This is a genomic window from Synechococcus sp. CCY9201 (assembly GCF_034931105.1).
Taxonomy (GTDB): domain Bacteria; phylum Cyanobacteriota; class Cyanobacteriia; order PCC-6307; family Cyanobiaceae; genus CBW1002.
In genome coordinates, this window is sequence record NZ_JAYGIC010000128.1 from 1 (window position 1) to 26648 (window position 26648).

The window sequence follows — 26648 nt, forward strand, 5'->3', positions numbered from 1 at the left end:
CCACCGGCCCAGGCGAGATGGTTCTCCTTGAGCATGGCGGCATCATCAAGGCCGAGGCGGTGGTTCAGACCGCCACCGCAGCGCACGGCGTACTTCTCCAGCAGCCGCAGGCCAGGCGTGGTCTTGCGGGTGTCGGCCAGGCGCACGCCTGTGCCCGCCAGCGTCGCCACCAGGGCGGCGGTGGCGGTGGCGATGCCGGAAAGTCGCATCGCCAGGTTCAAGGCGGTGCGCTCCCCGGCCACCAGGGCTTCAGCCGCCCCCTCCAGTTCCAGCAGCTGCTGACCCGCCTGCACCGCCTCCCCCTCTTCCACCAGACGCCGCACCCGCACCTGGGGATCGAGCAGGCCGAACAGGGCCTCCGCCAGCACGGCTCCGCAGAGCACCCCAGGCTGTTTGGCGATCCAGTGGGCATGCCCCTGGCGCCCCCGCAGTGCTGGAGCGGTGAGATCACCGCGGCCGATGTCCTCCGCCAGCCAGGCGCGCAGCTGGGCCTCGAGCTCCGGCGTGACAGGCAGGTGCGGCATGGCGCAGGCGGTGAGGCGGCATCGACAAAGCCTGCCTGAGCCGATCACCCCAGGGCACGATCACCGCCGCCTCACTTGCCGATGCAGAAGCGCGCAAACACCCGATCGAGCACCGCTTCGCTCACCTCCTCACCGGTGATCTCACCGAGGGCCCGCACCGCCGCCCGCAGATCGATGGTCCAGAAATCCCATGGCAGCTGCTGACCCGCCGCCTCGAGGCTGCGCTCCAGGCTGGCGGCGGCCACCGCCGCCAGATCCCGCTGGCGGGCATTGAGGGCCACCTGCAGCCCCTGCGCCTCACCGGCTCCACAGCGCTGCAGCAGCAGCTGGGCCAGGGCCTCGCAGCCGTCGCCACTGAGGGCACTGATCGCCACATCGGCGGGCGCCGTCGTGGGCAAATTCCCAGGAGGGATCGCACCGGCGTTCACGCCGGCCGCATCGGCCTTGTTGCCCACCACCAGCAGCGGCACCGCCTCGGGCACCTGCTCCAGCAACTCCTGATCAGCGGCGGTCCAGCCGGCCTCAAGGTCGAACAGCAGCAGCACCCCATCCGCCGCGGCCAGGGCGGCGCGGCTGCGGGCGATGCCGAGCTGCTCGACCCGGTCGTGGGTGGGGCGGATGCCGGCGGTATCGAGCAGGGTGAGGGGCACGCCGCCGAGCACCAGCTCGCTTTCGAGCAGATCGCGGGTGGTGCCCGGCAGATCGGTCACGATCGCCCGCTCCCGCTGGCTGAGCCGGTTGAGCAGGCTGGATTTCCCCACATTGGGGCAGCCCACGATCGCCACCCGCAGGCCCTCCCGCAGCAGCTCCCCCTGGCGCGCCTCCCGCACCAGGGCCTGCAGCTGCTCGTCCACCCCCGCCAGGGCGGCGACCACGGCGGCGGCATCCAGCGGTGGCAGATCCTCCTCGAAGTCCACCCGGGCCTCCAGCTCGGCCAGCTGATCGAGCAGCTGCTCACGCAGCCCTGCGATGCGGGACTGCAGTCCCCCGTCCAGGCCGGCCATGGCCAGCTGGGCGGCCCGGCGACTGCGGGCGGTGATCATCTCGCTCACAGCCTCGGCGCGGGTGAGATCGAGCCGACCGTTGAGGAAGGCCCGCTGGCTGAATTCCCCTGGCAAGGCACGCCGAGCCCCGGCCGCCAGCACCAGCTCCAGCACCCGCTGCACCGCCATCAGGCCCCCGTGGCAATGAAGTTCCACCACGGTTTCGCGGGTGAAGCTGCGCGGAGCGCGCATCAGCAGCAGCAGGGCCTCGTCGACGCGCTCCCCACTGGCCGGGTCGACCACGTGGCCGTAGAGCACCCGATGGCTGTCCCAGGTCTGCTGGCCAGGCGCCCGGAACAGCGACCGGCCGATCGGCTCCGCCTCGGGTCCGGACATTCTTACGATCGCAACGCTGCCCTGACCCGCCGCGATCGCGGTCGCCACCGCCGCGATGGTGTCGTCGCCATGACCCTGACTGCCGTTCCCCTGCCCGCCGTCCACCTGTTCATGGCGCCGCACTTCTCCCAGTTTCGACCGCACGGATCCCTGGTGCGACTGATCCAGCGTGCCGGCGTCTGGCTCTGGCACCAGGAGGGCAGCCCAGGACAACGCGCCCGCGGCCTGGCGGCCGGGGTGTTCTGCGGCTGCTTCCCGTTCTTTGGTGTGCAGACCCTGCTGGGGATTGCTCTGGCCAGCGTGATGCGCGGCAACCACCTGCTGGCCGCAGCCGGCACCTGGATCAGCAACCCCTTCACCTATGTGCCGCTCTATTGGATCAACTACAGAATCGGCTCACTTCTGCTTGGACCCGGCAAGGGATGGCCGGGGCTGGAGGTGATGCGAAGCGAAGCCATCTGGCAGCTGGGCTGGTCGTTCGTCAACCGGATGTTGCTGGGCTCGCTGCTGATGGGCCTGGTGGCGGCCACTCTCTGCGGCTGGACCTATTGGCGCTGGCTGCAGCGCCATGGCAACGCCCCGGCAAACCTGAACGACCTCACAAGTTCGTGAGGCCGGGGAACACCATCAGATCGATGTGGCCGCCATTGGGATGGCGCCATTCGCGGAATTCAGCGGCCAGGGCCCGCTGTTCCTGGGGCAACGACTGAGCCTGCAGATCCTGGAGGCGCTGATGCACCAGATCAAGGGTGTTATCGATCAGCTGGGCAGCCTGTTCGGAGGTCATGTTGCACACTGCGGAGGGGCCAATACCCCGTTGGTGGTGCGTTTGTAGAGAAACCAACCCAATGCAGCTGTAGCGCCAGACACCCGGCCCCAATGCTGTGGGGGGATGCTCACCAGCAAGACGCAGCAGAGATCAGTCGGGAGACAACTGCGTGCCGTCCAGCCAGGAGTGGAACGGCTGCCAGTCGTCGTGTTGATCGATCGCCTCCCAGATCTGCTCGATCACCGGACGGATCGGCGTTACCGGCAGGTTCCAGCGCTGCAGCCGGGCCGCCACAGTGTCGCCATCGCCCATGCCGGCCTCACCTGCGCTGGCAGCATCCGAGCCGGCAGAGTCAGCGCCGTGGCTCCAGCTCCACCAGGCCTCCCGCCAGGCGAGCCATTCAGACCGCGGCGGCTCGGCAGCCTCCGGCACGAAGGGAATCAGATCCTCAGGCCCCGCCGGCAAGCCATGGGTGCCCACATGGGCGGCCAGAGCGGCGAAGAAGCTGCCGTAGCCCACTGGCCAGGCCGCCAGCAACTGCAAGGTGGAGAGCACCGGATCGGGCAGCTCTGCCCTTGCGGTCGCCAGGCCGAGCAGGCGCAGCAGGCCGTGGCGGTCGTGGGCGTCGTAGGTGGGGGCAAAGCGCTCCAGCCGGGCCTCGAGTTCGGCTCGCGGCAGCAGCATGGCCAGGGGCTCCTGCAGCAGGCGCAGGTTGTGATGGCAGATCAGTGGCTGCTGGCCATAGGCGTACAGACCGCTGTGGTCGAAATAGGCGGCGGTGAAGCCGGGATCCCAGCGGTCGAGAAAAGCGAAGGGGCCGTAGTCGAAGCTCTCACCGGCTAGAGACATGTTGTCGGTGTTGAGCACGCCGTGGGTGAAGCCGGCGGCCATCCATTCGGCAGCGAGCCGCGCCATCCGTTCCACCAGCTCGCCATAGAACGCCAGCAGCTGGGGTTCGGTGTTGTTCGCAGCGGCATCCGCAGCGGCACCGGGCCGGCAATCGACCGGATGGGCAGCGGCGATGGAGGGGTAATAGACGGCCACCACATGGCGCAGCAACCGCTCCAGCAGATCGGGCGGCGCCGATGCAGCAATCGCTCGCAGGTGCCGAAGCGGAGGTGGGTGCGCGCCATCCGCTGCCTTTTGTGCCGAGGTCCTGCAGCTGGCCGTGGCGATCGCGCAGCTGGCCGTAGAGAAAGCCGCGGCCATCGCCGAGGAAGGGGTTGTAAGTGCCGAACTGGTAGCAGTGGTAGCGCAGGGCCAGCAACGGCTGCCGGGCCTCGAAGCCTCCGTAGGCCGCCTCAAGATCCGCATCAGCCACAGCACTGGGATCAAGGCCCAGCTGCTCGAGCAGGGCATCGTTGCGGAAGCGCAGTGTCGTGCGGGGGAAACGGGCCGCCTCCGCCACATCCCAGTACTCAGGGCCGAGCCCCTCGATGGAGGGCTCGAAGGGCAGGCTCAGCAGGGGATTGCCCTGGCCGGCCGGAGCTGAATCGGGCCGTTCAGCCAATGCCGGTGCGGCAGATGTCAAGCACATCGGCCATGGAGCGGATCTGATCCATGGTGGTGCGTAACTGGCTGGCGCTCATCAGTTCAACCCGCAGATCAATGCGGGCCGGCTTGTCGTAGGCGGTGCGCACCCGGGCGTCGCTGACGTTGATGCGGTGATCCGAGAGGCGGGTGAGGATGTCCTTGAGCACGCCCACCCGATCCAGCACCTCGATGCGCAGCTGCACGGGATAGCGGCGCTTGCCCTGATCGATGGCTGGGTTCCAGCGCACCGGCAGCCGCCGCTCCAGGGGCACCTGGGCCACGTTGGAACAGTCCTGCCGGTGAATGGTGATGCCGTGGTTGCCCAGGGCCACACTGCCCAGGATCGGCTCGCCAGGCAGTGGACTGCAGCAGCCTCCCAGCCGGTATTCCAGACCCTCCACCCCGAGGATCGGACTGCCGGCGCCGCTGCCTGGCGCCAGGGGGACAGCGGTTGCCTGCGCCCCGACCCCGGCAGCGACCTGCTCATTGCTGAGCACCGGGGCCGCCGCTTCGGTCGCGAGCCGGATCTCCTCCCGCAGCCGGTTGAGCACCTGGTGCATGGTGACCCCACCAAAGCCAAGGGCCGCCAGCAGGTCTTCGGTGCCGACCAGATTGCAGCGCCGCGCCACCCGGGCCATGGCCTCGCCATTGAGCAGGCCATCCAGTCCTTCGCGGCCCAGCTCACGCTCCAGCATGGCCGTGCCGCGCTGGATGTTGTCTTCCCGGTGGCTGCGCTTGTACCACTGACGAATGCGATTCCGTGCCGTGGGGGTGGCGACGAAATTGAGCCAGTCGAGGCTGGGGTGGGCGTTCTTGGCCGTGATCACCTGCACGAAGTCGCCATTCTGCAGCGGCGTGGCCAGCGGACAGAGGCGGTCATTGATCCGCACACCCTGGCAGTGATTGCCCACCTCCGAGTGGATGCGAAAGGCGAAATCCACCGCCGTGGATCCTTTGCGCAACCCCACGACATCACCCTTGGGCGTGAACACGAACACCTCCTCATCGAAGAGGTCTTCCTTGATTGAAGCCAGATAATCGCTGCTGTCCTCTCCCCCATCCTCCTTCTGCCAATCCACCAGCTGACGCAGCCAGTTGAAGCGTTCGGTGTCGCCTCCAGTGGAGGCCGGTGACCCCCCTTCCTTGTACTTCCAGTGGGCGGCGATTCCATACTCTGCCACCTGGTGCATGTCACTGGTGCGAATCTGCACTTCGATCGGCCGATGCCGACCGATCACCGCCGTATGCAGAGACTGATAGCCATTCGGCTTGGGCAGACCGATGTAATCCTTGAAGCGTCCAGGGATGGGGCGGAAGGTGTCATGCACCACCGCCAGGGCCCGGTAGCAGGCTTCCAGGCTGGGGCAGAGGATCCGCAGGGCTGCCACGTCGTAGATCTCGTGGAACGCCTTCTGCTGGCGTTCCATCTTGCTCCAGATGCCGTAGAGGTGCTTCGGCCTGCCGCTCACCTCGCAGTCCTGCAGACCGGCGGCGGCAAGACGATCACGCAGCAGCTGCACCGTGACCGCCAGCCGCTGCTCCCGCTCGCTGCGCTTGGTGGCTACCTGCTGCTGCACATCCCGGAAGGCCTCCGGCTCGAGCATCTTGAAGGCCAGATCCTCCAGTTCCCACTTGAACCGACCGATGCCGAGACGGTTGGCCAGGGGGGCATAGATCTCGCGGGTCTCGCGGGCGATGCGCTGCTGCTTCTCGGGCTTGAGCGCCCCGAGGGTGCGCATGTTGTGCAGCCGGTCGGCCAGTTTGACCAGCACCACGCGGATGTCGCTGGCCATGGCCAGAAACATGCGGCGCAGGTTTTCCGCCTGGGCCTGGGTGTGGTTGGTGAAGTGAATGCCGCCCAGCTTGGTGACGCCCTCCACCAGGGCCCGCACCTCAGGGCCGAAGTGGGCCTCGATCTCCTCGGGGGTGACGTCGGTGTCCTCCACCACGTCGTGCAGGAAGCCTGCAGCGATCACCCCGGCGCTGGCACCGATGTCGCGCAGCAGATCCGCGACGGCGATCGGATGAATGATGTAGGGCTCGCCGCTGGCCCGGTACTGGCCATCGTGGAGCTGGTAGGCAAAGTCAAACGCCGAGGCCAGCAAGGCCTCGGCGTCCCTGGGACAGACGTCGCCCGCACCAGGGGGGACGTGCTCGATACAGCGTTGCAACCACTCCGGCAGGGGAACGCCGTAATCGGCCGGGCTGAGAATTCGCGGCCGCGCCGCCGCGGCTTCCACGGCCTCGGTCCTGTCCAGTGCCAGCCCTCCAACCTCCGCTGCAGCCGGCCCACCGGACCGCTTCGTGCCCGCAGCTGCAGCCTCGGCTGCCGTCCCTACAGGAGACATCGGTTCGGAGGCGGCCTTGGGCATGCATCCCCGCAATCCACCCCATGGTATGCAGCCTGCGACAGGTCGTAGAGGATCCGACAGGATCAGCGAGCAAGCTGGTGGACAAACAGGCCATGGTCGACGAGCCTTCTGCCCCTGCCGCACCAGGGCCATCAGCCCAACCGGTGTTGCGGATCGCGAACCTGGTGGTGCGCTATCCCCTCAGCGACCGCCCCACCCTGGATGGCCTCGATCTGAGCCTGGCACCGGGAGACCGCCTCGCCCTGGTGGGCCCCTCCGGCTGCGGCAAGAGCACCGTGGCCCGAGCCGTGCAGCAGTTGCTGCCCCAGGGCAGTCTCTGCAGCGGCCAACTGGAGGTGGCCGGGGTGGATCCGCGGCAGCTGAAGCGCCCTGCCCTGCGGCGGCTGCGGGGTGAGGCGATCGGCCTGGTGTTCCAGGACCCGATGACCCGGCTGAACCCCCTGCTCACCATCGGCGAGCACCTCAGCGACACTCTCGAGGCGCACCGTGCCCACTGGCTCACGGGGGCACCGATGGGCGCCTCCCGGCGGCGCCGGGCCGTGCGGCAACGGGCCGAAGCGCTGCTGACCCGTGTGGGTATCGGCGTGGAGCGCTACGGCAGTTACCCCCACGAATTCAGCGGCGGCATGCGACAGCGCCTGGCCATCGCCCTTGCCCTTGCCCTGGCGCCGAAACTGGTGGTGGCTGATGAACCCACCACCAGCCTGGATGTGGCGGTGGCGTCCCAGGTGATGGCCGAACTCACCAGCCTCTGCCAGGAGGCCGGCAGCGCCCTGCTGCTGATCAGCCACGATCTGGCGATGGCGGGCCGCTGGTGTGATCGCATCGCGGTGCTCGATCAGGGGCGGCTGGTGGAGGAGGCCCCCTCCCATCAGCTGCTCACGGCACCGGCCTCTCCCCTGACCCGCCGCCTGGTGAGCAAGGCCCGCGCCCGCGAAGGTCTGCGAAGCAGCGCCCCCGTAGACGCCCCGCTGCTGCTGGAGCTGGAGGAACTGCGCAGCTGGCATCCCCTGCCATCGCTGCCCTGGCAGCAGCGCTGGCTCAAGGCTGTGGACGGGGTGAGTCTGCGCCTGCTGGAGGGCGAAACCATCGGCGTGGTGGGGGCCTCGGGCTGCGGCAAGAGCAGCCTCTGCCGGGCATTGATGGGGCTGGCCCCGGTGCGGGGTGGCGCCGTGCGCCTGCAGGGGCGGGATCTGCGCCAGCTGGGCGGCAGGGAGCTACGGCGGGCCCGCCGGCGCATCCAGATGGTGTTCCAGGATCCGCTGGCCTGCCTCAACCCCCAGATGCCGGTTGGGGAGGCGATTGCGGATCCCCTGCTGATCCATCGCCTGGCCAGCCGCAGTGCAGCCCGCCAGCGGGCCCGGGAGTTGATGGAGGCCGTGGGGCTGACGCCCGCCGAAGACTTCGAGCATCGACGCCCCCGCCAGCTCTCGGGCGGTCAGCAGCAGCGGGTGGCGATCGCTCGCGCCCTCATCCTGGAGCCGAAGGTGTTGCTCTGCGATGAGAGCGTCAGCATGCTCGATGCCGAGGTGCAGGCCGACGTGCTGGCCCTGCTGCGCCGCCTGCAGGCGGAGCTGGGCCTGGGCCTGCTGTTCGTGACCCACGATCTCAGCGTGGCCAGCGGCTTCTGCCACCGGGTGATCGTGTTGGACGGAGGACGGATCGTGGAGGAGGGGCCGGGAGCCCAGCTGCTGCGGCATCCCCAGGCGGCGATCACCCGCATCCTGGTGGACGCCTGCCCCCGGTTGCCTGCCCTGGCGGCGTGATGGGCACTCCGGAACACGAAGGGGGCGATCGATCCCTGGCCCTGCTTCAGGCCCGCGGAGATCTGTTGCGGGTGCTGCTGCGCCCCCATCCCGTGTTGGTGTGCATGTACCCGCGGCTGCTGATGCTCTCCATCCAAAGTGGGTTGCGCGCCCAGACCGTCGCCCCGGGGCTGCGCATCACCGCCTCCCTGGCAGAAGCCGACGCCTTGGTGCGAGAGGCCGATCGGCCCCAGCTGATCCTGGTCACGGAGCTGCTGGCCGATGGCCCTGGGCTGGATCTGATCCGGCTGGCGAAGGCCCAGACCCTGGCGCACCGCTGTCTGCTGGTCCTGACCCACAACCGCAGGGCGCTGGTCGAGGCCGCCATCGAGGCCGGCACGGATGTGATCGTGCTGGAAGGCAGCATCGGGCAGGGGGGCGCATTCGTCTACGGCGTCGAGCGCCTCTGCCGTGGCGAAATCTTCGTGGACCCGGCGATCCGCGCCAGTCTTGAGACAGGCGAGGAGTCCCCTGAAGCGCCCGCTCCCGATGCGGGAAGCGGGCGCTGCACCCTGTCACCCCGCGAACTCTCGATCCTGGCGCTGGTGGCGCAAGGCCTGAGCAACAAGGAAATCGGCGCCCGTCTGCATATCGCCCCCAGCACGGCCCGCGATCACGTGCGCAACATCCTGCGGCGCCTGAGCGTCACCAACCGGGCTGCCGCGGCTGTGGAGGCCTTCCGGCTTGGCTATCTGCGGTGATGCCCGGCGGTCTCCTTGCCGGGCCACGTCCTCAGATTTCCGTCATTTGAAGGATTGAGGAGTTGCCAGCGCCAGACCTACATCGGAGCCATCTCCCGTGTCTCCCATGGCCCAGCCTGACACTCCTTTCCTCAGCAGTACGCCCGGTGTGAGCGTCGCCATCTCCGGCGACGTGTGGTGGAACGGTCTCACCGCTCAGCTGACCCTCACCAACACCTCCGCGGTGGCGCTGGAGGCGTGGAGCGTGGTGTTCGACAGCCCCCACCAGCTGAGCGGCACGCCCTGGGGAGCCACGGCGGAACGGATCGACCTGGGCAACGGGCTCTGGCGCTACACCCTCACCGGCGCCGGCTGGGCCACCCGCCTGCCGGCAGGAGGAAGCGTCAGCGTGGGATTCAACGCCACCCAGGGACAGCCGATCGGCAACAGCGGCGCCCTCAACAGCTCCCTGCTGCTGGCGGCAGGCAGCGCCAGCCCGCCCGATCCCACGCCCACCCCAGACCCCATACCCTCACCCACGCAACCGGACCCGGCCCCGCGGGATGGACGGGTGTTCCAGGCCGATCCGGCCGGGGCGGATATCGAAGGCTTTGATCCCTCCCGGGACCGGCTCGACTTCGGTGACGTGTCGGTGCACAACCTGATCGTGGGCAAGACCGCCGCTGGAGACGCGACGATCATCAATCCCTGGGCCTGGACACCCGAAGACCAGGTGATCCGGGGCGTGGGCCTCGCCGACCTGAGCCCCGCCAATTTCGGCATCGTCGCCAACGAGCACCTGCGCCAGGACATCGGCGGAGCCCTCTCCTGGGAGAAGGGTGTGGGCGAGCGGGACGCGGACACCGTTTACGTGCGCTCCCATGAAACCGGCGTGCAGGAACGGGTCGAAGGCTTCGACCCCGCCACCATGAAGCTCAGCTTCCTTTACTTCGGCACCCGGGAACGGCTCACGGTGTCCGACACAGCGGAGGGTCTGCTGATCGCGGTGGAACCCACCGGCCAGAGCCTTCTGCTGGTCGGCATCCGCCGCGCCCAGCTGATCCCGGCCAACCTCGAGTTCCATAACGACCAGGTGGTGGAAGACCGGCTGGAGGATGCCTTCGGGGTGAGCGTGGATCAGGTGAGCCTGGTGAGCCGCGCCGGGCTGCTGACCCCACAGGGGCCGGCCGGCCAGGTCACCGACGGACTGCAGAGCCGCAGGGGCACAGGCCTGACACCGATCGGCGGTGATGCCTTCAACGGCAGCGCGGGTGGGCACGGTCAGGCGCACGACCACGACAGCCACGATCCCGCCGATCCCATGGACCCGATGGATCCCATGGATCCCAGCCCCCCGCAGACAGGAGGGAGCGGGACAACCACCCAACCATTCACGGTCAGCGTCGGCGGCAGCCGCTGGTGGAATGGCTTCACGGCCGAGCTGACCGTGGCCAACACCTCCGGCCAGGCCCTGCCGAGCTGGAGCTTCAGCTTCGAGACGGTGCATCGGATCTCCGGCGATCCCTGGGGAGCTGAGATTGAAGCCACTGATCTGGGTGGCGGCCTGACCCGTTACACCGTCAGCGGCCGCGACTGGGCCGCGGCGATCCCTGCCGGTGGATCCGTGACGGTGGGATTCAACGGCACCCAGGGCACACCCATTGGCAACTCCGGAACGCTGGATGCCTCGCTCCTGTTCAGCGAGGGCAGCATCCTGCCTGGCACGACGACGGAATCCGGCGAAACCCCCAACCCCACACCAGGGGGTGACGGGACTCCAGGCAGTCCTGCGGAGGACGGCTCAACCAGTGGGGTGGATGGCGGAACGACGGGCGGCGCCGATGCGGCGCAGGACTACGGCACGGCCCTTGGGCTCTCGTTTCTTTTCTATGAAGCCAACCGCTCCGGTGACCTCGATGAGGCCAGCAACCGGGTGCCCTGGCGCGGTGATTCCGGTCTGCGCGATGGTCGCGACGGCGTCTGGTTCGGTGATCGGCGTCCCGAGAACTTCCAGGCGGGTCTCAGCCTCGACCTGAGCGGTGGCTACCACGATGCCGGAGATCACGGCAAATTCGGCCTGCCCCTGGCCTCCAGTCTCTCCACTCTGGCCTGGAGCGGCATTCAGTTCAAGGAGGGCTACGCCGCTGCCGGCCAGCTTGACGAGCTCATGGATGCGGTGCGCTGGGGTACCGACTATCTGCTCAAGGCCCATGGCCGTGATGCCTCCGGTCAGACCACCTACCTGGTGGTCCAGGTGGGCGATGTAGAGGCGGACCACGCGCTCTGGAGCGCACCGGAACGCCAGACCATTGCCCGGCCAGCCATGGCGATCACCCCCGACAAGCCGGGATCCGATGTGGCCGGGGCTACGGCTGCGGCATTGGCTTCGGCCTCGGTGTTATTTCGTGAGAACGGCGAAACGGCCTATGCCGATGAACTGCTCGACCATGCGATGGCGCTTCATGCGTTCGCGAATCGCTTCCAGGGCAAGTATTCCGACTCCATCACGGAGGTGCGCAGCTATTACAATTCCTGGAGCGGATACCACGATGAACTCGCCTACAGTGCCGCCTGGCTGGCCCGGGCTGTGGAAGCGGCCGGCGGAGATGGCAGCGACTATCGCAATCAGGCATTGGCCATTTATAGCTCCTCCATCGGTGGCCTCTCCAATGGATGGACGCACAGTTGGGACGATGCTTCCTATGCCACTGCCGTGATGATGGCGGGTGATACCGGCAATGCCGAGGTACGCCGCGATGTGGAGGACTGGCTGGACAGCTGGGTGGATGGTCGCAACGGCGTGACGATCACCGATGGCGGACTGCGCTTCATCAGCCCTTGGGGTTCCCTGCGCTATGCCGCCAACACTGCTCTGATGGCGGGATTTTACGCCGATGCGGTGATCGATCCGGAGGGGCGCTATGGACAGCTGGCGACGGACACGGTCGATTATATCCTTGGTGATAATCCCCGCCAGTTCAGCTACATGGTGGGCTACGGCGACGCCTATGCGCAGCAGCCACACCACCGTGCCGCATCCGGGGTGAGTTGGGATGATTTTCGCAATGACCAGCCCAATGCCCATACTCTGGTCGGGGCTCTCGTGGGCGGGCCCAGCCAGGCGAGTGATTTTGCCTATGCCGACCGCCGTGATGACTACATCAGCAACGAAGTGGCCCTTGATTACAATGCCGGTCTTACCGGTGCCTTGGCCTTTGCCATCGGCCAGAACGTCAGCCTTGAGCTGGCCTGAGCCGTCTCAGCGTCGCCGCCGCAGCACCGCCAGCAGCTTGTCGAACACCTGCGGCAGCGGCGCCTCAAACACCATCCGCTCACGGCTGATCGGGTGATCGAGCCCCAGTTGCACCGCATGCAGGGCCTGCCCGGGCAGGTCCAGCGGCAGCTTGCGGCAACGGGAATAGACCGGGTCGCCAACGATCGGATGACCGATGTGGGCGCAATGCACCCGGATCTGGTGGGTGCGGCCGGTATCAAGCTTGAAGCGCAGCAGGGCGTAATCGCCCAGCCGTTCCACCAGGCTCCAGTGGGTGCAGGCATGGCGGCCGCTGCCGTCGTGCACCACCGCGTACTTCTTGCGGTCAGCCGGGTGGCGACCAATGGCGCCGATCACGGTGCCGTGATCGGCCGGGGGCACACCATGCACAACCGCCAGATACTCCCGCGATGCGATGCGCTGCTGGATCTGCACCTGCAGCTTCACCAATGCCTCCTGACTCTTGGCCACCACGATGCAGCCGGTGGTGTCCTTGTCGAGCCGATGGACGATGCCGGGGCGCATCTCACCACCGATGCCGGGCAGATCGGGGCAGTGATGGAGCAGGCCATTCACCAGGGTGCCGTCCCGGTTGCCGGGGGCCGGATGGACGGTGAGGCCGGCCGGCTTGTTGAGCACGATCAGGTGGGCATCCTCGAAAAGCACATCCAGCGGGATGTCCTGAGCCACCAGGTAGGGCAGCGGTTCGGGCGGTGGCATCCACAGCTGCACCGTGTCGTTGGGCCGCAGGGGGGTCTTGGCGCGACCGGTGACCCCATTGACCCGCACATAGCCGGCGTCGATGAACTTCTGAATCCGGGCACGGCTCTGCTCCGGCCGCTGGGCCACCAGCCAGCGATCCAGCCGCATCGGCAGGGGCTTCGGGTAGGTGAGCGTGAGCAACTCCCCCTCGCCTTCACCAAACGCGCTCATGGATGGGGCAAGGGCGGAGACGACGGCGGAACGGCAGGCCGGGCGTTGGTGGCACTGGTGCCGGCCACCGGCAGTTCCAGGGCGATGGCCCCCAGCACACCCTTGCGGAACTCATCCAGGAGGCGCTGGGCCATGCGGGCTGTATCACCGCTGGTGTGACGGGCGGCGGCGGCGGCCAGCCAGGCGGCGGCATCGGGTGCCGTGCCTGGCCCCGCGGCCGCGGTTGGCAGAGCCGGCACGGGCACGCCATAACGTTTCTCCAGCAGACCCACCGGCACGCCTGCCGCCGCCTGGGGCTCCAGGCCAGCCAGCAGGGTCACGAAGGCCAGGGCCACCGCTTCGCCGTCGTAGGCGGCCTGGCCGATGTCGTCACAGAGGGCCAGCCGCAGGGCCGCCAGCTGGTCATCGAGGCGGGGCGGCAGCACCCCCGGCGCATCGAGCAGGTCGAGATCCTGGCCGAGGCGCACCCAGCGCAGGCTGCGGGTGACGCCGGCACGGCGGGCGCTCTGCACCACCTTCTGACGCACCAGCCGGTTGATCAGGGCCGACTTGCCCACATTGGGGAAGCCCAGCATCAGGGCCCGCACGGGCCGGGGCTTCATGCCGCGACCGGCACGGCGGGCATTGAGGGCGTCGCCGGCCCGGATCGCCGCCTGTTGCAATTGCTTCACACCGGTGCCGGCCTTGGCGTCGCACCACCAGACCACAAGGTCGTGGGCGCGGAACCAGGCGGTCCAGGCCTGGCGCGCCTCGGGCGAGATCATGTCCACCCGGTTGAGCACGAGCAGGTGCTGCTTACCCCGGATCCAGCGCTGCAGGCGGGGATGACCCGTGGCCAGGGGGATGCGGGCATCCCGCACCTCGATCACCAGATCCACCTTCTCGAGGCTGGCGGCCAGAGATTTTTCGGCCTTGGCGATATGGCCGGGGTACCACTGAATCGCCGGGGCGGCAGCACTGAGCAGGTCGGTCGCCTGCATCAGGGCACCACCAGCACCGGACAGGGCGCCAGCTGGATCACCCGGGCGGCCGTGCTGGTGTGGTCGGTGTCAAGCGAGATGCCACGGGTGCCCATCACGATCAGATCGGCATTGATTTCATCGGCCACATCGCCGATCACGAAGGCGGGCTTGCCTTCACGCTCGATCACTTCGCAGGCCACGCCGGCCTGCTCAAAGCTGCTGCGCGCCTGGGCCAGCAGGTCATGCACCGCCTCCGAATCGTGCATCACACCCTCCTCGGATTCAACCACCGAGAGCACCACCAGGCGGCTGCCATGGCGCTGGGCCAGCTGCAGGGCCACGGTGGCCGTTTCCATGGTCTGGCGGCTCTGATCGATCGGAAACAGAACGGTGTCGAACATGGCAGTGGGCGCAGGGCTGAACGAACGGGAGGGAGAGAAAGAACAGGCGTCGGACGAGGCCGAAACCTGTCCTAGCCCCAGCCGGGTCGGTCAATCGACCGGAGCACTGGTGAGATCGCCGAACGGCGGCCCGCTAAGGTGCCGCCGCCGAAACCGAAGCGAATCTCGATGACGAAGCGATCCCTCACCAGCCTCAGCGCCGACGAACTCCGCGGTAAGCGTGTCCTGGTGCGGGTCGACTTCAACGTACCGCTTGATGACGCCGGTGCCATCACTGACGACACCCGCATCCGCGCCGCCCTGCCCACGATCAACGACCTGACCGGCAAAGGCGCCCGGGTGATCCTGGCGGCCCACTTCGGCCGTCCCAAGGGCCAGGTGAATGAAGGCATGCGACTCACCCCGGTGGTGGCCCGCCTCAGCGAGCTGCTCGGCAAGCCGGTGGTGAAGACCGACAGCTGCATCGGCCCCGACGCCGAGGCCAAGGTGGCCGCCATGGTCGATGGCGATGTGGTGCTGCTCGAGAACGTGCGCTTCTTCGCCGAGGAGGAGAAGAACGATCCCGAGTTCGCCGCCAAGCTGGCCGCCCTGGCCGAGGTCTACGTGAACGACGCCTTCGGCGCCGCCCACCGCGCCCACGCCTCCACCGAAGGCGTGGCCAAGATCCTCAGCCCCAGCGTGGCTGGCCACCTGATGGAGAAGGAACTGCAGTATCTGCAGGGCGCGATCGACGAGCCGAAGCGGCCGCTGGCCGCGATCGTGGGCGGCTCCAAGGTGAGTTCCAAGATCGGCGTGCTCGAGGCCCTGATCGACAAGTGCGACAAGGTGCTGATCGGCGGCGGCATGATCTTCACCTTCTACAAGGCCCGTGGCCTGGCGGTGGGCAAGAGCCTGGTCGAGGAAGACAAGCTGGACCTGGCCAAGGAGCTGGAGGCCAAGGCGAAGGCCAAGGGCGTGCAGCTGCTGCTCCCCACCGATGTGGTGCTGGCCGACAACTTTGCCCCCGACGCCAAGACCCTGACCACGTCGGTGAATGTGATTCCCGACGGCTGGATGGGCCTTGATATCGGCCCCGATTCGATCCAGGCCTTCCAGGCCGCTCTGGCGGACTGCAAGACCGTGATCTGGAACGGCCCCATGGGCGTGTTCGAGTTCGACAAGTTCGCCGCCGGCACCAACGGCATCGCCCACACCCTCGCCGACCTCAGCGCCAAGGGCTGCTGCACGATCATCGGCGGCGGTGATTCCGTGGCCGCCGTGGAGAAGGTGGGCGTGGCCGACCAGATGAGCCACATCTCCACCGGCGGTGGTGCCAGCCTGGAGCTGCTGGAAGGCAAGGTGCTGCCCGGTGTGGCTGCCCTCGACGACGCCTGAGCAGCGGTCAGCCTGCCGGCATCAGGACGCTGGCTTGCCCTGATGCCGGCGTGCCGGGCCCGCGGGTCGTTCCGGCACGCTGATCCCCATCTTCTGCAACAGGTCGCGCATCTCCTGGCGCTCCTTCTCCATCAAGCTGGCATAAGCCTGCCGCTGGGATCGTTTACAGGCTCCCAGAGCCTGCAGATTCTGCGCCTGATCAATGCAGGGCCGGGTCTTCTGCAGGATCTCCTGGCGGACCTGGATGCCACGGCGCTCCATGGCCTGCCGGGCCGTGAACAGTTCCTTGGCCTGGGCTGGGGAGAGCTTGAGTCGTTCCTCAGGATTTCCCCTCTGGGGGGCTCCCTGCCGTGTCTCGGCCGCCACGAGGGTCTGGGACAGGACCACGGGCGGCGCCAGCAGCGACAGGGCGGCGATCACGGGCAGGGCGCGGCCGAACAGCACCAGCCGGGAGCGTTGGGTCGAGACCGGGTTCAACGGGAGGGTTCGGTCGGTGTTGCAGGTCTCAGGACTTCTGCTGGTCATGAAAAGGTCCGGGGAAGGGGTAGGAAGACAGAGGAAACGACCAGGAGCCACGGCACTGCCGCCATCCTGACGGCACCCCGGCCAACTGGTCTGATGCCAGGCGCTCAGAGGCCGAACAGCAGTTCCAGCCAGGAGTCGGCACGGGAGGGAGCGGCGCCATAGGCCTGGGAGCCGTAGTCAGGCAGGGCGGCGCCATAGGGATAGCTCCTGCCGGAAGACTGGGGCGAGCCGGGATAGCGCGAGCCGGGCGACCAGCGCCCCCGGCCGCCTTGATCGGGCACCGGCAGGCCATAACGCTGGCGGAGTTGTGCCAGCTCACTCATCTGCTGGCGGCGCTGATCCATACGGGCCTGCTGCTCCCGCTGCTGACAGGCCTCAATCGCCTGAAGGCCACGAGCCTGCAGGAAGCAGCGCTCCGTCTGGCTGAGCTGGCTGAGGCGCCGCCCCGACTGACGACGTTCCTGGGCAAGGCGCTCCTGGAAGTAGTTCCGCCGTTGCCCCGTGCTGAGGCGATCGAAGGCCTGGGCCTGCGCCCGCTGCCAGGCCTGCCACTCGCCTTCAGCGGCCTGGGGTCTCTGGGGTTTCTGCGGCCGGAGCTGCTGTGACGGCTGGACCTGCTGCGAGCCACTCGAGGGACGCCAGGACTGGGCCTGGGCGGCACCACCGGCGAGCAGCAGGGCTCCGAGCAACAGGGTGGCGCTCCGGCCAGGGTGCGAAGGGTGCGGGAACGGCCGGGGCGAGACGGTTGACGGGTTGGTCATGGGGTTCCGTGCAGTCAGGCCCCATGGTCGGCAGAGGGTCTGACGGAACTGTGTCCGGTCAGGGGGCCAGGTGTGACCGGATCGGAATGGATCGAGCGGCCCCGCAGACCCACGGCAAAACCACCCGCCTGCGGTCCATCGCCGCGGCGGCAATAGAGCACTCCGCCATGCATCGATGCCACCCGGGCCGCGATCGCCAGGCCGAGCCCACAGTGGCCCTGGCCGCCGCGGGCCTCATCCAGCCGCTGGAACGGCATCAACGCCTGCTCCCAGCGTTCCGGTGGGATACCGGCGCCCCGATCCCAGAGCTCGATGCGGAACTCCTCTGGATCGTTGGCTGCTGTGTCAGGGTCTGTGGCGCGCAGCACAAGCCGCAGCGGTGGTTCACCGTGGCTGAGGGCGTTGTCGATCAGGTTGCCCACGGCACGGGACAGGGCGGTGGGCTGCACCACCCGTTCCATCGGTTCGAGGTCCAGCTCCAGTACAGCCGGATCGAAGGCGGCGGAAAGCTCGGCCAGCAATTGATCGAGCGGCAGACGCACCGGGATTTCGGCATCGGCGCCACCGGCAAAGAGCAGAAACTGGCTGGTGATGCGCTCGAGTGCGTCCAGATCGGCCTCGGAGCGGTCCCGTTCCGGCCCGGAGAGGGGTGCGAAGCTGAGCCGCAGGCGCAGGCGCGTGATCGGACTCTTGAGGTCGTGGGCGATGCCGGCCAGCATGGTGGCCCGCTCCCGCTCGCTGAGCTCCAGCCGCTGCACCATGGCGTTGAAGCGCAGGGTCAGCCGCCGCACGGCACCGGTACCGTGCTGCGCCAGGGGCGGCAGCTGGGCCTCGCGGCCCACCCGGCCGAGCGCCTGCTCCAGCTGGGCCAGGGGGCGTTGCACCTCCAGCCAGAGAAAGGCCAGGCCCGCCAGTCCTCCTCCCGACACCAGGGCGAGGCTGAGCACGAGCGGGTCGGGGGGCCAGCGCGAGGCCGGCGGCAGGGCCGTGAACAGCCACACCGGCTCCAGGGGAGACAGGAGCTCCACCCAGACCCCCCGGGCCTCAAGCCCTGCCGGCACCACGGTGGGGCAGCTGTTGAGGCGTTCGCACAGCTCGAGCCGCAGGCGACCGGCCTGCCGATAGAGGCGCCGATCGCCCGTGGGCAGGGGCTGTGGACCCACCCGCAGGGGCAAGCCGGTGAGCTGGGCCACGGCCGATGGGGGCAGGCGCTCCAGGGCCAGTTCCCCAAGACGCAGATTGAAGGCCACCTCCTGGCCGAGCTGGGCGATCTGGGCCCGCTCCAGACGCCGTGCCAGCAGCAGTTGCAGCAGGACAACGCTGAGTCCGAAGCCGGCGGCTGCCACCAGCAGAAAGCGCAGCAGGATCAGCAGGCTGTGGCGCCGAAATCCCCCGGGTGACTCAGCGACTGCGCGGTTGTCCATCCGGTACGAAGACGTAGCCGTAGCCCCAGACCGTCTGGATGTAGCGAGGCCGGGAGGGGTCCGGTTCCACCAGGCGGCGCACTCGTGAGACCTGCACATCCATGCTGCGGCTGTCGGTCTCGGAATCGGGTCCGCGGGCCAGCTCGATCAGGCGTTCGCGCGACAGAGGCCGGTGGGGATGCTGCACGAAGGCGCTGAGCAGGCTGAACTCCCCGCTGGTGATCACGAGCGTCTCCTGTCCCCGCCGCAGGGTGCGGGCGGCCAGATCGAGCTGGTTGTCACCGAAACACACCTCCTGCCCTTCCGCCATCGGCGTGCCGGCCGGCAGAACCACCCGTCGCCGCAGCACGGCCTCGATGCGGGCGCTCAGCTCCCGCGGCAGGAAGGGTTTGGCGAGGTAATCGTCGGCCCCCTGCTCCAGTCCGATGATCCGGTCCACCGCATCACCGCGGGCGGTGAGCATCACCACCGGCAGATCGTCGCCACGGTCGCGCAGCCGCCGCAGCAGGGTGAGGCCATCGTCACCGGGCATCATCACGTCCAGCACCACCAGATCGGGGCGCTGGTTCTCGAGCCGGGCCATCAGCTGGGCGCCACCGGCCAGGCAGCGCACGTCATAGCCCTGATCGGTGAGGTATGTGCCGAGCAACTGGCGCAGCTCGGGATCGTCATCCACCACCCAGATCCGTTGCGTCTTGCCCATGGCGCCAGGGGGGGAGGAGGGGAACCGGCCGGCACGGCCTGGGCCGACTGTATGGAGCGAAGCGGCCCGCCACCGCTGCGGAAGGATCTGGTCACACCTGGGACTGAGGTTGGTCACAGCCAGGGGCAGCGCACTTCATAACCTTGGCCCATGGGGACTTCCGGCCCGCCGCAACTGTTGCCTCCCGCCCTCCGGCCCCGGCCGGGGCCCCGGCAGCGGCGGCTGGCTGCCCTGATGGCCGGCACGGCCGTGGCTCTGGCCGCGGCCGTTGCTCCATCCCCTCCGCTGCACGCCATGCAGCTGGCCCAGCAGCAGCGGGATCTCGAGACCTACCGCCAGCGGCTGCAGAACCTGTTCCGGCGGCTGGACCGCAACGGCGACCAACGCCTCGAGCGGAGCGAAGTGCGGGGACATGCCTACATCGAAAAGCACTTCGAACGGTTGGATCGCAGTGGCCGAGGCCATCTCACCCCCGCCGACTTCGTGCCCCACCGCGCTGCATGGCAGGGCGAACGGTTGCGGGCGATGTTCCTGCGGGCCGATCACAACCGCAATGGCCGGATCGAGCGCGGCGAAGCCAAGGACCTGCGATGGCTGCAGGAGAACTTCAGCCAGGCCGACCGCAACGGGGATGGCGGCGTCAGCCTGCAGGAACTGGGTGAGCTGCGGCGGCATCGGGCGGGATCCGCGTCCTGGTGATTCAGGTCCGCCTACAGCCCGTAACCTTCAGAGCTGGGTCAAGGTCGGGGCTTCGGGCTTGTTGGTCGGCGAGGAACACCGTCTCGAGCTTTTCCCCCACGCCGACAGCCCAGGCCTCCGCGTGCTCTGTTGATGCTTTTCCAGCCACTGGCCCAGCGGCACCGGCAACCCGAGTGGATGGACCAGCCTGGCCTCGATCCCGCCGCCCACACCGAGGCCCTGGAGGGTCTGCGCAGGATCAACGCCCTCAGTGGTGCCGTGGGTTCCCTGCTTGCTCCGATCCGTTTCCTGGCCCGGGAGCACAACGGACAGGCCCTGCGGGTTCTCGATCTGGCCTGCGGCGGCGGGGACAACACCAGTGCCCTGGCGGAACGGGCCCGTCGCGAAGGGCTCGCCGTGCGTGTCGACGGCTGCGACCTCAGCCCCCAGGCGGTGGCCATGGCCTCACGCAGCTCCAGGGAGCGGGATCTAGACGGAGTCTTCTTCCAGGCCGACGTCCTGAAGGATCCCCTGCCTGACGACTACGACGTCATCCTCTGCACCCTCTTCCTGCACCATCTGGACGAGGAGGCGGCGGTGGGTCTGCTCAGCCGCATGGGTCGCGCCAGCCGCCAGCTGGTGTTGGTCAATGACCTGATCCGCAGTCCCCTGGGCTACGGGCTGGCCTGGGCGGGCTGCCGCCTGCTGAGTCGCTCCCCGATCGTCCATTTCGATGGCCCCGTCTCGGTGCAGGGCTCCTTCCAGTTGGAGGAAGTGCGCTCCCTGGCGGTCCGGGCGGGTCTCGATGGCGCCAAGATCCGGCGCAGCTGGCCCGAGCGCTATCTGCTGTGCTGGCGCCGGCCAGGCGGCCCGCCCCAGCCTTGATGAACGCTCCGGACTGGGATGTGATCGTGGTCGGGGCCGGGCCCGCCGGCGCCCTCGCCGCCCACCAACTGGCCCGTCGCCGGTTGCGGGTGCTGCTGGTGGAGAAGCGGGCCTTTCCCCGCTGGAAGGTCTGCGGCAGCTGCCTGAACGGCGTCGCCCTCAGGGCCCTGGAGGATGCGGGCCTGGGCCACCTGGTCGACGGACAGGGCGCTGTTCCCCTCGCCCGGCTCCGCCTCGGCCTGCAAGGCCATCAGGTGGACCTCGCCCTGCCCGTGGGCCGATCCCTCTCCAGGAGCCGCTTCGACCTGGCCCTGAGTGAGGCCGCCGTGGCTGCCGGAGCCGTGTTGCGCCTGCAGACCGAGGCCAGCGTGGGCGGTGCCTGTCCGGGGGGCAGGCAGGTGCTGCTGCGCTCCGGCGACGAGCATCAGAGCACCAGCGCCCGGGTCGTGCTGCTGGCCACGGGGCTGGGCAGTTCCGGGCTGGATCCGGACATCCCGATCCAGACGCGGATCAACCCCCACGCCAGGGTCGGCGCCGGCTGCCGGCTGGACGCCGAGGTGAGCGGCTATGGCAAGGGCACGATCCACATGGCCATCGGCCAGCACGGCTATGTGGGGCTGGTGCGCAACGAAGACGGGGGCCTCAACCTGGCCGCGGCCTTCGACCGCACCCACCTGATCGCTGCCGGAGGTCCGGCCGCCTGCGCTGCCACGGTGCTGGCCGAGGCCGGCTTCGATCCCGTGCCCCAGGGCAGCGAGACCTCCTGGCGGGCCACCCCGGCCCTCACCCGCCAGAGCACACCCCCGGCGGCCGAGCGGCTGCTGCTGCTGGGGGATGCCGCTGGCTACGTGGAACCCTTCACGGGCGAGGGCATGGGCTGGGCTCTGGTCGGGGCTCTGGCGGCGGTGCCCCTGGTGCTGCAGGGGCAGGAGGGCTGGAGCCGGGGCCTCGAGAGGGAGTGGTCCCGCCGCCATGCCCGTCTGATCGGATCGAGGCAGCGCTTCTGCCATGCCCTGGCCTTCGCCCTGCGGCGCCCTGGCCTGAGCCGCACCCTGCTGGCGGCGGCCGAGCGCTGGCCGGCACTGACCGCGCCACTCCTCCAGCAGCTGGGTGGTGCAACCCTGGAACGTCTGACCCCAGAGCCATGTCCCTGACAATCCACGGCCTGGGGACGGCCCTGCCCCCCCATCGCATCGCCCAGGGCGACGCTGCCGCCATCGCCGCCGAGGTGGCCCTGCCCAACCAGGTTCCCTCTGCGTCCCAACGCCGGCTCCTCGCTACCCTTCATCGCCGATCAGGGGTGGCCACACGCCACAGCGTTCTGCTGGAGCCCACGGGCACGGAGTCGTGCCATCAGCAGTCCTTCTTCGGAGCCACCAGCCCTGGCACCGCGGAACGGATGCGTCGCTACGCCCAGGAAGCGCCAACGTTGGCTCTGCGGGCCGTTCTCGCTGCCCTGGACCAGGCGCAGTTGCCCCCCGAACGGATCACCCACCTGATCACGGTCTCCTGCACCGGCTTCCAGGCGCCTGGCGTCGATCTCGCCCTGATGACCGCCCTGCCGCTGCCCACCGACGTGGCCCGCACCCACGTGGGGTTCATGGGCTGCCATGGAGCCCTGAACGGTCTCCGGGTGGCTGCCGGATTCACCGGGGCTGATCCTGAAGCCTGTGTCCTGCTCTGCGCGGTTGAGCTCTGCAGCCTTCACCTGCAGTACGGCTGGGAGGCCGAGCGGATCGTGGCCAATTCCCTGTTCGCCGACGGCGCCGCCGCCCTCGTGGCCTGCGGAAAGGAGCCTGAGGCTGAGTCGCCTTCAGCCCCTCGGCTGCGGCGCTTGATCGCCAGCGGCTCCCTGCTGGTGCCCGACAGCACCGAGGCGATGTCGTGGGCGATTGAGGATCACGGCTTCGCCATGGGCCTGTCCCCACGGGTCCCAGACCTGATCGCGGAGCATCTGCGGCCCTGGCTGACCGGCTGGCTGGCTGTCCATCAGCTGACGCTCGCTGCCATCGGCTCGTGGGCCGTGCATCCCGGCGGCCCCCGCATCCTCTCAGCGGTGACCGAGGCCCTGGGGCTTGATCCCCTCCTGATCGAGCCCTCCCGATCGGTGCTCAGGGACTGCGGCAATATGTCGTCGCCGACCCTGCTGTTCATCCTCGAGCGTCTGCGGCGCAGCGGCGCTCGCGGCCCCTGCCTGGCCATGGCCTTCGGCCCGGGCCTGTGTGTCGAGGTGGCCCTGCTGGCCTGAGGCGCTGCAGGGGAAGGCTGCCCGGGCCGTTATGACAGCCTTCTGGCGATCCGCATCGAGCCGGTCGTGCAGAGCTCTGACTCACCGCTCCCATCGGTGGCCTTCCTTGGGCTGGGTCAGCTCGGAACGCCGATGGTGACAAATCTGCTGGCCGCCGGCTTCCCCCTGACAGTTCACAACCGCACCCGCAAGGCGGAGGAGCCCCTGGCTGCGGCCGGCGCTGCGCGGGGATGCTCACCAGCGGATGCGGCAGCCACAGCAGAGATTCTCTGCCTCTGTCTCACCGATGGTGCTGCGGTGGAAGACGTGCTGTTCGGCCCCCAGGGTGCCGCCGCTGCTCTTCCTGCGGGCGGATTGGTGATCGACTTCTCCACGATCGATCCCTCGCAGGCGCAGGCATGCCATGACCGCCTCAGGCCCCTTGGCCTCGATCTCGTCGATGCCCCAGTCACGGGGGGGACCGAGGGTGCCAAGGCTGGAACGCTCTCGGTGCTGGTCGGAGGCGCAGAGGCTTCGGTCCATCGGGCCATGCCGCTGTTGCAGACCGTCGGGAAGACCGTGACGCACTTCGGGCCGATCGGCGCAGGCCAGCAGGTCAAGGCGGTGAACCAGGTGCTGGTGGCCGGCAGTTATGCGGCGGTGGCGGAAGCCATGGCCCTGGGCCAGCGGCTGGGGTTGCCCATGGAGATGGTGAGGCAGGCCCTCTGCGGCGGTGCCGCGGGCTCCTGGGCCCTGGAGCACCGCGCCGCCACCATGCTGCGGGGCGACTATCCCCTGGGGTTCAAGCTCTCCCTGCACCGCAAGGATCTGACGATCGCCCTGGCCGCCGCCAGGGCAGTGGGGTTGTCCCTGCCGTTGAGCGAGCGGGTGAGCCATCTGGAAGAGGAGCTGATCGCCGCCGGCCATGGCGACGACGACGTGTCCTGCCTGATGCGCTGGTTCCAGGCCTGACGTCGGCACTGAGCCTGCCTAGGTTGCAGGACGCAACGCCCCACGGAGGACCCATGACAGCCCGGCGGCCGGCTCGGATCCCGGAATCCCTGGCCTGATGACCGTTGCGCTGCCCACCAGCCTGATCAAGGCCGACCTGACCGTGCTTGATCTGCTGCGCCAGCTTTACGCGGCAGACAGCACTGGCAGTCATCAGCTGCGCTATGGCCTCACGGCTGTCGGCTTCGATAACGGCAATCTGGCCGGCGGGCTCGGCACTCCGCCGCTTGCGATCGCCATCAATCCGGAGGAGCAGGCCTTCATCGAGCAGACGTTTGCCCGCCTGGCCGGAGTGATCCGCCTGCAGGCCAGCCAGGAGAACAGCTTGGCCAGTCCACTGCAGCTGGTGTCGGTGCAGGAGGTTCGCGATCACGGCGGCTTCGCCGACACGATCACCGGGATCACCTACACGGAATTCCGTTTCGTTGTGGCGCCCTCGGGCCAGCGATCCTTGATCCCAGCCGTATCGGGCGTGACGATCGAGGCCGAACTCAACAATGATCCCGGCCTGAGTGCGGCGGAACAGCGCACGCTTGTGCACGAGATCGGCCATGCCCTCGGCCTTGATCATCCCGGTGGCAACCCCGATGATCCCAGCTTCAGTGACCTGGACACGATCATGTCCTATCGGGTCGGCGGCGATGCCCCGGCCACCTGGTTCTCGAGCACTGATCTGCAGGCCCTGGTGGAGATCTGGGGGGCCGCCTCAGCAGTTCCCTCGGCTCCAACGGTCCCATCGGGAAGCCCCGACCGCTTCGTGATCGACAGCGTGACGGGCCGCTCGATCAGCGGCTTCGAGAGCGGCATCGATCAACTGGTTGTGGCAGCTGGTCTCCTGGATGGTCAGGCGGCCAGATTCCGACTGATCGATGGCAACCGCAAAGCGCTGAAGAAGGGCCTTGCCTCCAAGGCCTCCCTCGTGTACTGGGAACCCAGGGGTCAGCTGTTCCTCAACGACAACGGCAAGGACGCCGGCTTCGGCAATGGCGGTGGCCTCCTGGCCGAGCTGGACCCGTTCACGCCCCTGGCTCCAACGGACATCCTGCTGGCCTGAGCCGTGCTCGGGCTGGGCCCTTCAGGGTTGCAGAGCCTGCCGATCCGTCACCACACGCACCCGTTTGGTGGCGCTCACGATGCCCTCGGGATGCACCAGCAGGATCGCCCAGGTCTGGGAGCCGGGGGTCTTGGGTGCCTGCACGACCTTGAACAGGCCACCGCCGCCCAGGGCACCCAGCTGCAGGTCGGGACTCTCGACCGCCGACAACTGCTCGGCTGTCAGGGGCACGATGCCACCGGCCACCACGGCACCTTTCAGGGGTTCATCGAACAGCACGTCCACGTCGTAGCGCTGGCCGGTGAGCACGGCATCGGGGATCAGCAGGCTCACGGGCAGGTCGACGTCACCACTGCGCAGGATCGACTGCTCGCGGATCACGGTCTGGCCGTTGATCCGGCTGCCGCTGCTCTCGAGGGCAAGCTGCTGGGAGGCCTCCAGCTGGTAGTTGTAGGCCCCGTCCTGACGATGGCCGGTGACCGTGACCGTGACGGTGGCGCGGCCATCCCGCAGCGGAGCCGCCGGTGTGATCTGCCAGCGGGCATCGGGGAACAGCTCGCGCAGGGTTCTGTAGCGCGCTTCCAGCTCACTGGGATCGAAGCCTGGACCAGCCTCGAGCAGGGCCGCCAGATCGCTGCTGCCAGAGCTGTTGAGCGCCGCCTCGAGGGCCTGCAGCAGGGCTGGCGTGGGAGCCGCAGCCCAGGCTGCGGGCACCCCGGCCGCCAGGCCACCCAGCACCAGAGCGGCGGCCAGGCCGCGCCGGACCCAGCCGAAGCCGGCGCGCACTGCACGGCGGGATGAGGAGGACGTGAGAGAAGGGGACAGCGACAGGAAGGTCAAGCGGTGGAGCGGCCCGGGCATGGCTTTTAAGTTAGGCGCGGCCGCACGCCCCGCCCATGCCCAGGCTTCTGATCGCCGCCAGTGGTACGGGTGGCCATCTGTTTCCGGCCCTGGCTGTGGCGGAGGCTCTGCCGCCCGCCTGGAGCGTGCAATGGCTGGGGGTGCCTGATCGACTGGAGCGCCAGCTGGTGCCGAGCCGCTATCCGCTCCACACGGTGCGGGCCGGTGGATTGCAGGGGCGAGGCCTGCGCAAGCTCTGGAATCTGCTGAAGCTGCTCAACGCCACCCGGGCCGTGCGCCGCCTGATCCGGCGGGAGCAGATCACGGTGGTGTTCAGCAGCGGCGGCTACATCGCCGCACCGGCGATCCTGGCGGCCCGCTGGTGCGGCGTGCCGGTGGTGCTGCACGAGAGCAATGCCATCCCCGGCAAGGTGACGCGCCTGCTGGGCCGCCTCTGCAGCCGGGTGGCGGTGGGACTGCCGCAGGCGGCCGAGCGGCTCCCCCGCTGCCGGCCGCTGGTCACCGGCACACCGG

Annotated in this window: 23 protein-coding genes and 2 pseudogenes; 12 read left to right on the top strand and 13 right to left on the bottom strand. The window is 68.6% G+C overall.

What is annotated here, in order from left to right; all coding sequences use genetic code 11:
• Window positions 1-524 (bottom strand): annotated as a pseudogene (locus VB716_RS12570) (nicotinate-nucleotide diphosphorylase (carboxylating)); the annotation flags it as partial.
• A gap of 71 nt (window positions 525-595) precedes the next feature.
• A complete protein-coding gene (mnmE, locus tag VB716_RS12575) occupies window positions 596-2008 on the bottom strand; it encodes a tRNA uridine-5-carboxymethylaminomethyl(34) synthesis GTPase MnmE (RefSeq protein ID WP_323270661.1) in 1413 nt (470 codons plus the stop codon).
• Window positions 2009-2014: 6 nt separating this feature from the next.
• On the opposite strand from mnmE, the gene VB716_RS12580 reads away from it, so the two are divergent.
• Complete coding sequence (locus tag VB716_RS12580; RefSeq protein ID WP_416223882.1) at window positions 2015-2515, top strand: DUF2062 domain-containing protein; 501 nt, start codon at window positions 2015-2017, stop codon at window positions 2513-2515.
• Here VB716_RS12580 and VB716_RS12585 read toward each other — a convergent pair.
• From VB716_RS12585 to VB716_RS12600, 3 genes and pseudogenes are all read right to left on the bottom strand, one after another.
• Complete coding sequence (locus tag VB716_RS12585; RefSeq protein WP_197158369.1) at window positions 2502-2690, bottom strand: hypothetical protein; 189 nt, start codon at window positions 2688-2690, stop codon at window positions 2502-2504. The two genes, VB716_RS12580 and VB716_RS12585, sit on opposite strands and share 14 nt — an antisense overlap.
• Window positions 2691-2822: 132 nt before the next feature.
• Window positions 2823-4209: pseudogene (locus tag VB716_RS12590) on the bottom strand (protein adenylyltransferase SelO family protein).
• On the bottom strand, window positions 4175-6577 hold the full coding sequence (locus VB716_RS12600) for a bifunctional (p)ppGpp synthetase/guanosine-3',5'-bis(diphosphate) 3'-pyrophosphohydrolase (RefSeq protein ID WP_323270662.1): 2403 nt from the start codon (window positions 6575-6577) through the stop codon (window positions 4175-4177). The pseudogene VB716_RS12590 and the gene VB716_RS12600 overlap by 35 nt, the downstream one beginning before the upstream one ends.
• 92 nt (window positions 6578-6669) lie before the next feature.
• Between VB716_RS12600 and VB716_RS12605 the strand changes: the two genes are divergently transcribed.
• The 3 genes from VB716_RS12605 to VB716_RS12615 all read left to right on the top strand — a co-directional run bounded on the left by VB716_RS12605 (window position 6670) and on the right by VB716_RS12615 (window position 12315).
• Window positions 6670-8343, top strand: coding sequence for an ABC transporter ATP-binding protein (locus VB716_RS12605; protein WP_197158370.1), 1674 nt, complete (start codon window positions 6670-6672; stop codon window positions 8341-8343).
• Complete coding sequence (locus VB716_RS12610; RefSeq protein WP_323270663.1) at window positions 8343-9083, top strand: response regulator transcription factor; 741 nt, start codon at window positions 8343-8345, stop codon at window positions 9081-9083. The genes VB716_RS12605 and VB716_RS12610 overlap by 1 nt, the downstream gene beginning before the upstream one ends.
• Before the next feature lie 106 nt (window positions 9084-9189).
• A complete protein-coding gene (locus VB716_RS12615) occupies window positions 9190-12315 on the top strand; it encodes a glycoside hydrolase family 9 protein (protein WP_323270664.1) in 3126 nt (1041 codons plus the stop codon).
• A 6-nt stretch (window positions 12316-12321) separates the two neighbouring features.
• Here VB716_RS12615 and VB716_RS12620 read toward each other — a convergent pair whose 3' ends face one another.
• From VB716_RS12620 to VB716_RS12630, 3 genes are read right to left on the bottom strand one after another with little or no spacing between them, the layout of a single operon-like run.
• Entirely contained in the window at window positions 12322-13269 is a 948-nt protein-coding gene (locus VB716_RS12620; protein WP_322758164.1) for an RluA family pseudouridine synthase, read from the bottom strand.
• Window positions 13266-14249 (bottom strand): ribosome biogenesis GTPase YlqF, encoded by a 984-nt coding sequence (gene ylqF, locus VB716_RS12625; protein ID WP_323270665.1) that lies wholly within the window; start codon window positions 14247-14249, stop codon window positions 13266-13268. The genes VB716_RS12620 and ylqF overlap by 4 nt, the downstream gene beginning before the upstream one ends.
• Window positions 14249-14632 (bottom strand): universal stress protein, encoded by a 384-nt coding sequence (locus VB716_RS12630; protein ID WP_197158379.1) that lies wholly within the window; start codon window positions 14630-14632, stop codon window positions 14249-14251. The genes ylqF and VB716_RS12630 overlap by 1 nt, the downstream gene beginning before the upstream one ends.
• Before the next feature lie 168 nt (window positions 14633-14800).
• On the opposite strand from VB716_RS12630, the gene VB716_RS12635 reads away from it, so the two are divergent.
• Window positions 14801-16006, top strand: coding sequence for a phosphoglycerate kinase (locus VB716_RS12635; RefSeq protein ID WP_323250409.1), 1206 nt, complete (start codon window positions 14801-14803; stop codon window positions 16004-16006).
• A gap of 21 nt (window positions 16007-16027) precedes the next feature.
• On the opposite strand, the gene VB716_RS12640 is transcribed toward VB716_RS12635, so the two are convergent.
• The 4 genes from VB716_RS12640 to VB716_RS12655 form a co-directional block, all read right to left on the bottom strand.
• Complete coding sequence (locus tag VB716_RS12640) at window positions 16028-16531, bottom strand: hypothetical protein (RefSeq protein ID WP_197158383.1); 504 nt, start codon at window positions 16529-16531, stop codon at window positions 16028-16030.
• Window positions 16532-16635: 104 nt separating this feature from the next.
• Complete coding sequence (locus VB716_RS12645; protein ID WP_323270666.1) at window positions 16636-17292, bottom strand: hypothetical protein; 657 nt, start codon at window positions 17290-17292, stop codon at window positions 16636-16638.
• Between the two features lie 14 nt (window positions 17293-17306).
• Window positions 17307-18716, bottom strand: coding sequence for an ATP-binding protein (locus VB716_RS12650; RefSeq protein ID WP_323270667.1), 1410 nt, complete (start codon window positions 18714-18716; stop codon window positions 17307-17309).
• On the bottom strand, window positions 18694-19419 hold the full coding sequence (locus VB716_RS12655; protein ID WP_323270668.1) for a response regulator: 726 nt from the start codon (window positions 19417-19419) through the stop codon (window positions 18694-18696). Before VB716_RS12655 ends, VB716_RS12650 begins: the two co-directional genes overlap by 23 nt.
• 150 nt (window positions 19420-19569) lie before the next feature.
• On the opposite strand from VB716_RS12655, the gene VB716_RS12660 reads away from it, so the two are divergent.
• The 6 genes from VB716_RS12660 to VB716_RS12685 all read left to right on the top strand — a co-directional run bounded on the left by VB716_RS12660 (window position 19570) and on the right by VB716_RS12685 (window position 25274).
• Window positions 19570-20118 carry a hypothetical protein gene (locus tag VB716_RS12660; protein ID WP_323270669.1) on the top strand — a complete coding sequence of 183 codons (549 nt, stop codon included), beginning with the start codon at window positions 19570-19572 and terminating at the stop codon, window positions 20116-20118.
• A 132-nt stretch (window positions 20119-20250) separates the two neighbouring features.
• Window positions 20251-20982 (top strand): methyltransferase domain-containing protein, encoded by a 732-nt coding sequence (locus tag VB716_RS12665; protein ID WP_323270670.1) that lies wholly within the window; start codon window positions 20251-20253, stop codon window positions 20980-20982.
• Window positions 20982-22136 (top strand): NAD(P)/FAD-dependent oxidoreductase, encoded by a 1155-nt coding sequence (locus VB716_RS12670; protein ID WP_322758170.1) that lies wholly within the window; start codon window positions 20982-20984, stop codon window positions 22134-22136. Before VB716_RS12665 ends, VB716_RS12670 begins: the two co-directional genes overlap by 1 nt.
• Window positions 22127-23230, top strand: coding sequence for a type III polyketide synthase (locus VB716_RS12675; RefSeq protein WP_322758171.1), 1104 nt, complete (start codon window positions 22127-22129; stop codon window positions 23228-23230). The genes VB716_RS12670 and VB716_RS12675 overlap by 10 nt, the downstream gene beginning before the upstream one ends.
• Window positions 23231-23326: 96 nt before the next feature.
• Entirely contained in the window at window positions 23327-24181 is an 855-nt protein-coding gene (locus VB716_RS12680) for an NAD(P)-dependent oxidoreductase (protein WP_323270671.1), read from the top strand.
• A gap of 97 nt (window positions 24182-24278) precedes the next feature.
• On the top strand, window positions 24279-25274 hold the full coding sequence (locus VB716_RS12685; protein ID WP_197158400.1) for a hypothetical protein: 996 nt from the start codon (window positions 24279-24281) through the stop codon (window positions 25272-25274).
• A gap of 21 nt (window positions 25275-25295) precedes the next feature.
• Here the strand turns inward: VB716_RS12685 and VB716_RS12690 are convergent, their stop codons facing one another.
• Window positions 25296-26060, bottom strand: a complete 765-nt coding sequence (locus VB716_RS12690) for a hypothetical protein (protein ID WP_197171979.1) — start codon at window positions 26058-26060, stop codon at window positions 25296-25298.
• Between the two features lie 110 nt (window positions 26061-26170).
• Between VB716_RS12690 and VB716_RS12695 the strand changes: the two genes are divergently transcribed.
• Window positions 26171-26648, top strand: a 478-nt coding sequence (locus VB716_RS12695; RefSeq protein WP_323270672.1) for a UDP-N-acetylglucosamine--N-acetylmuramyl-(pentapeptide) pyrophosphoryl-undecaprenol N-acetylglucosamine transferase, incomplete at its 3' end; no start/stop codon positions are given.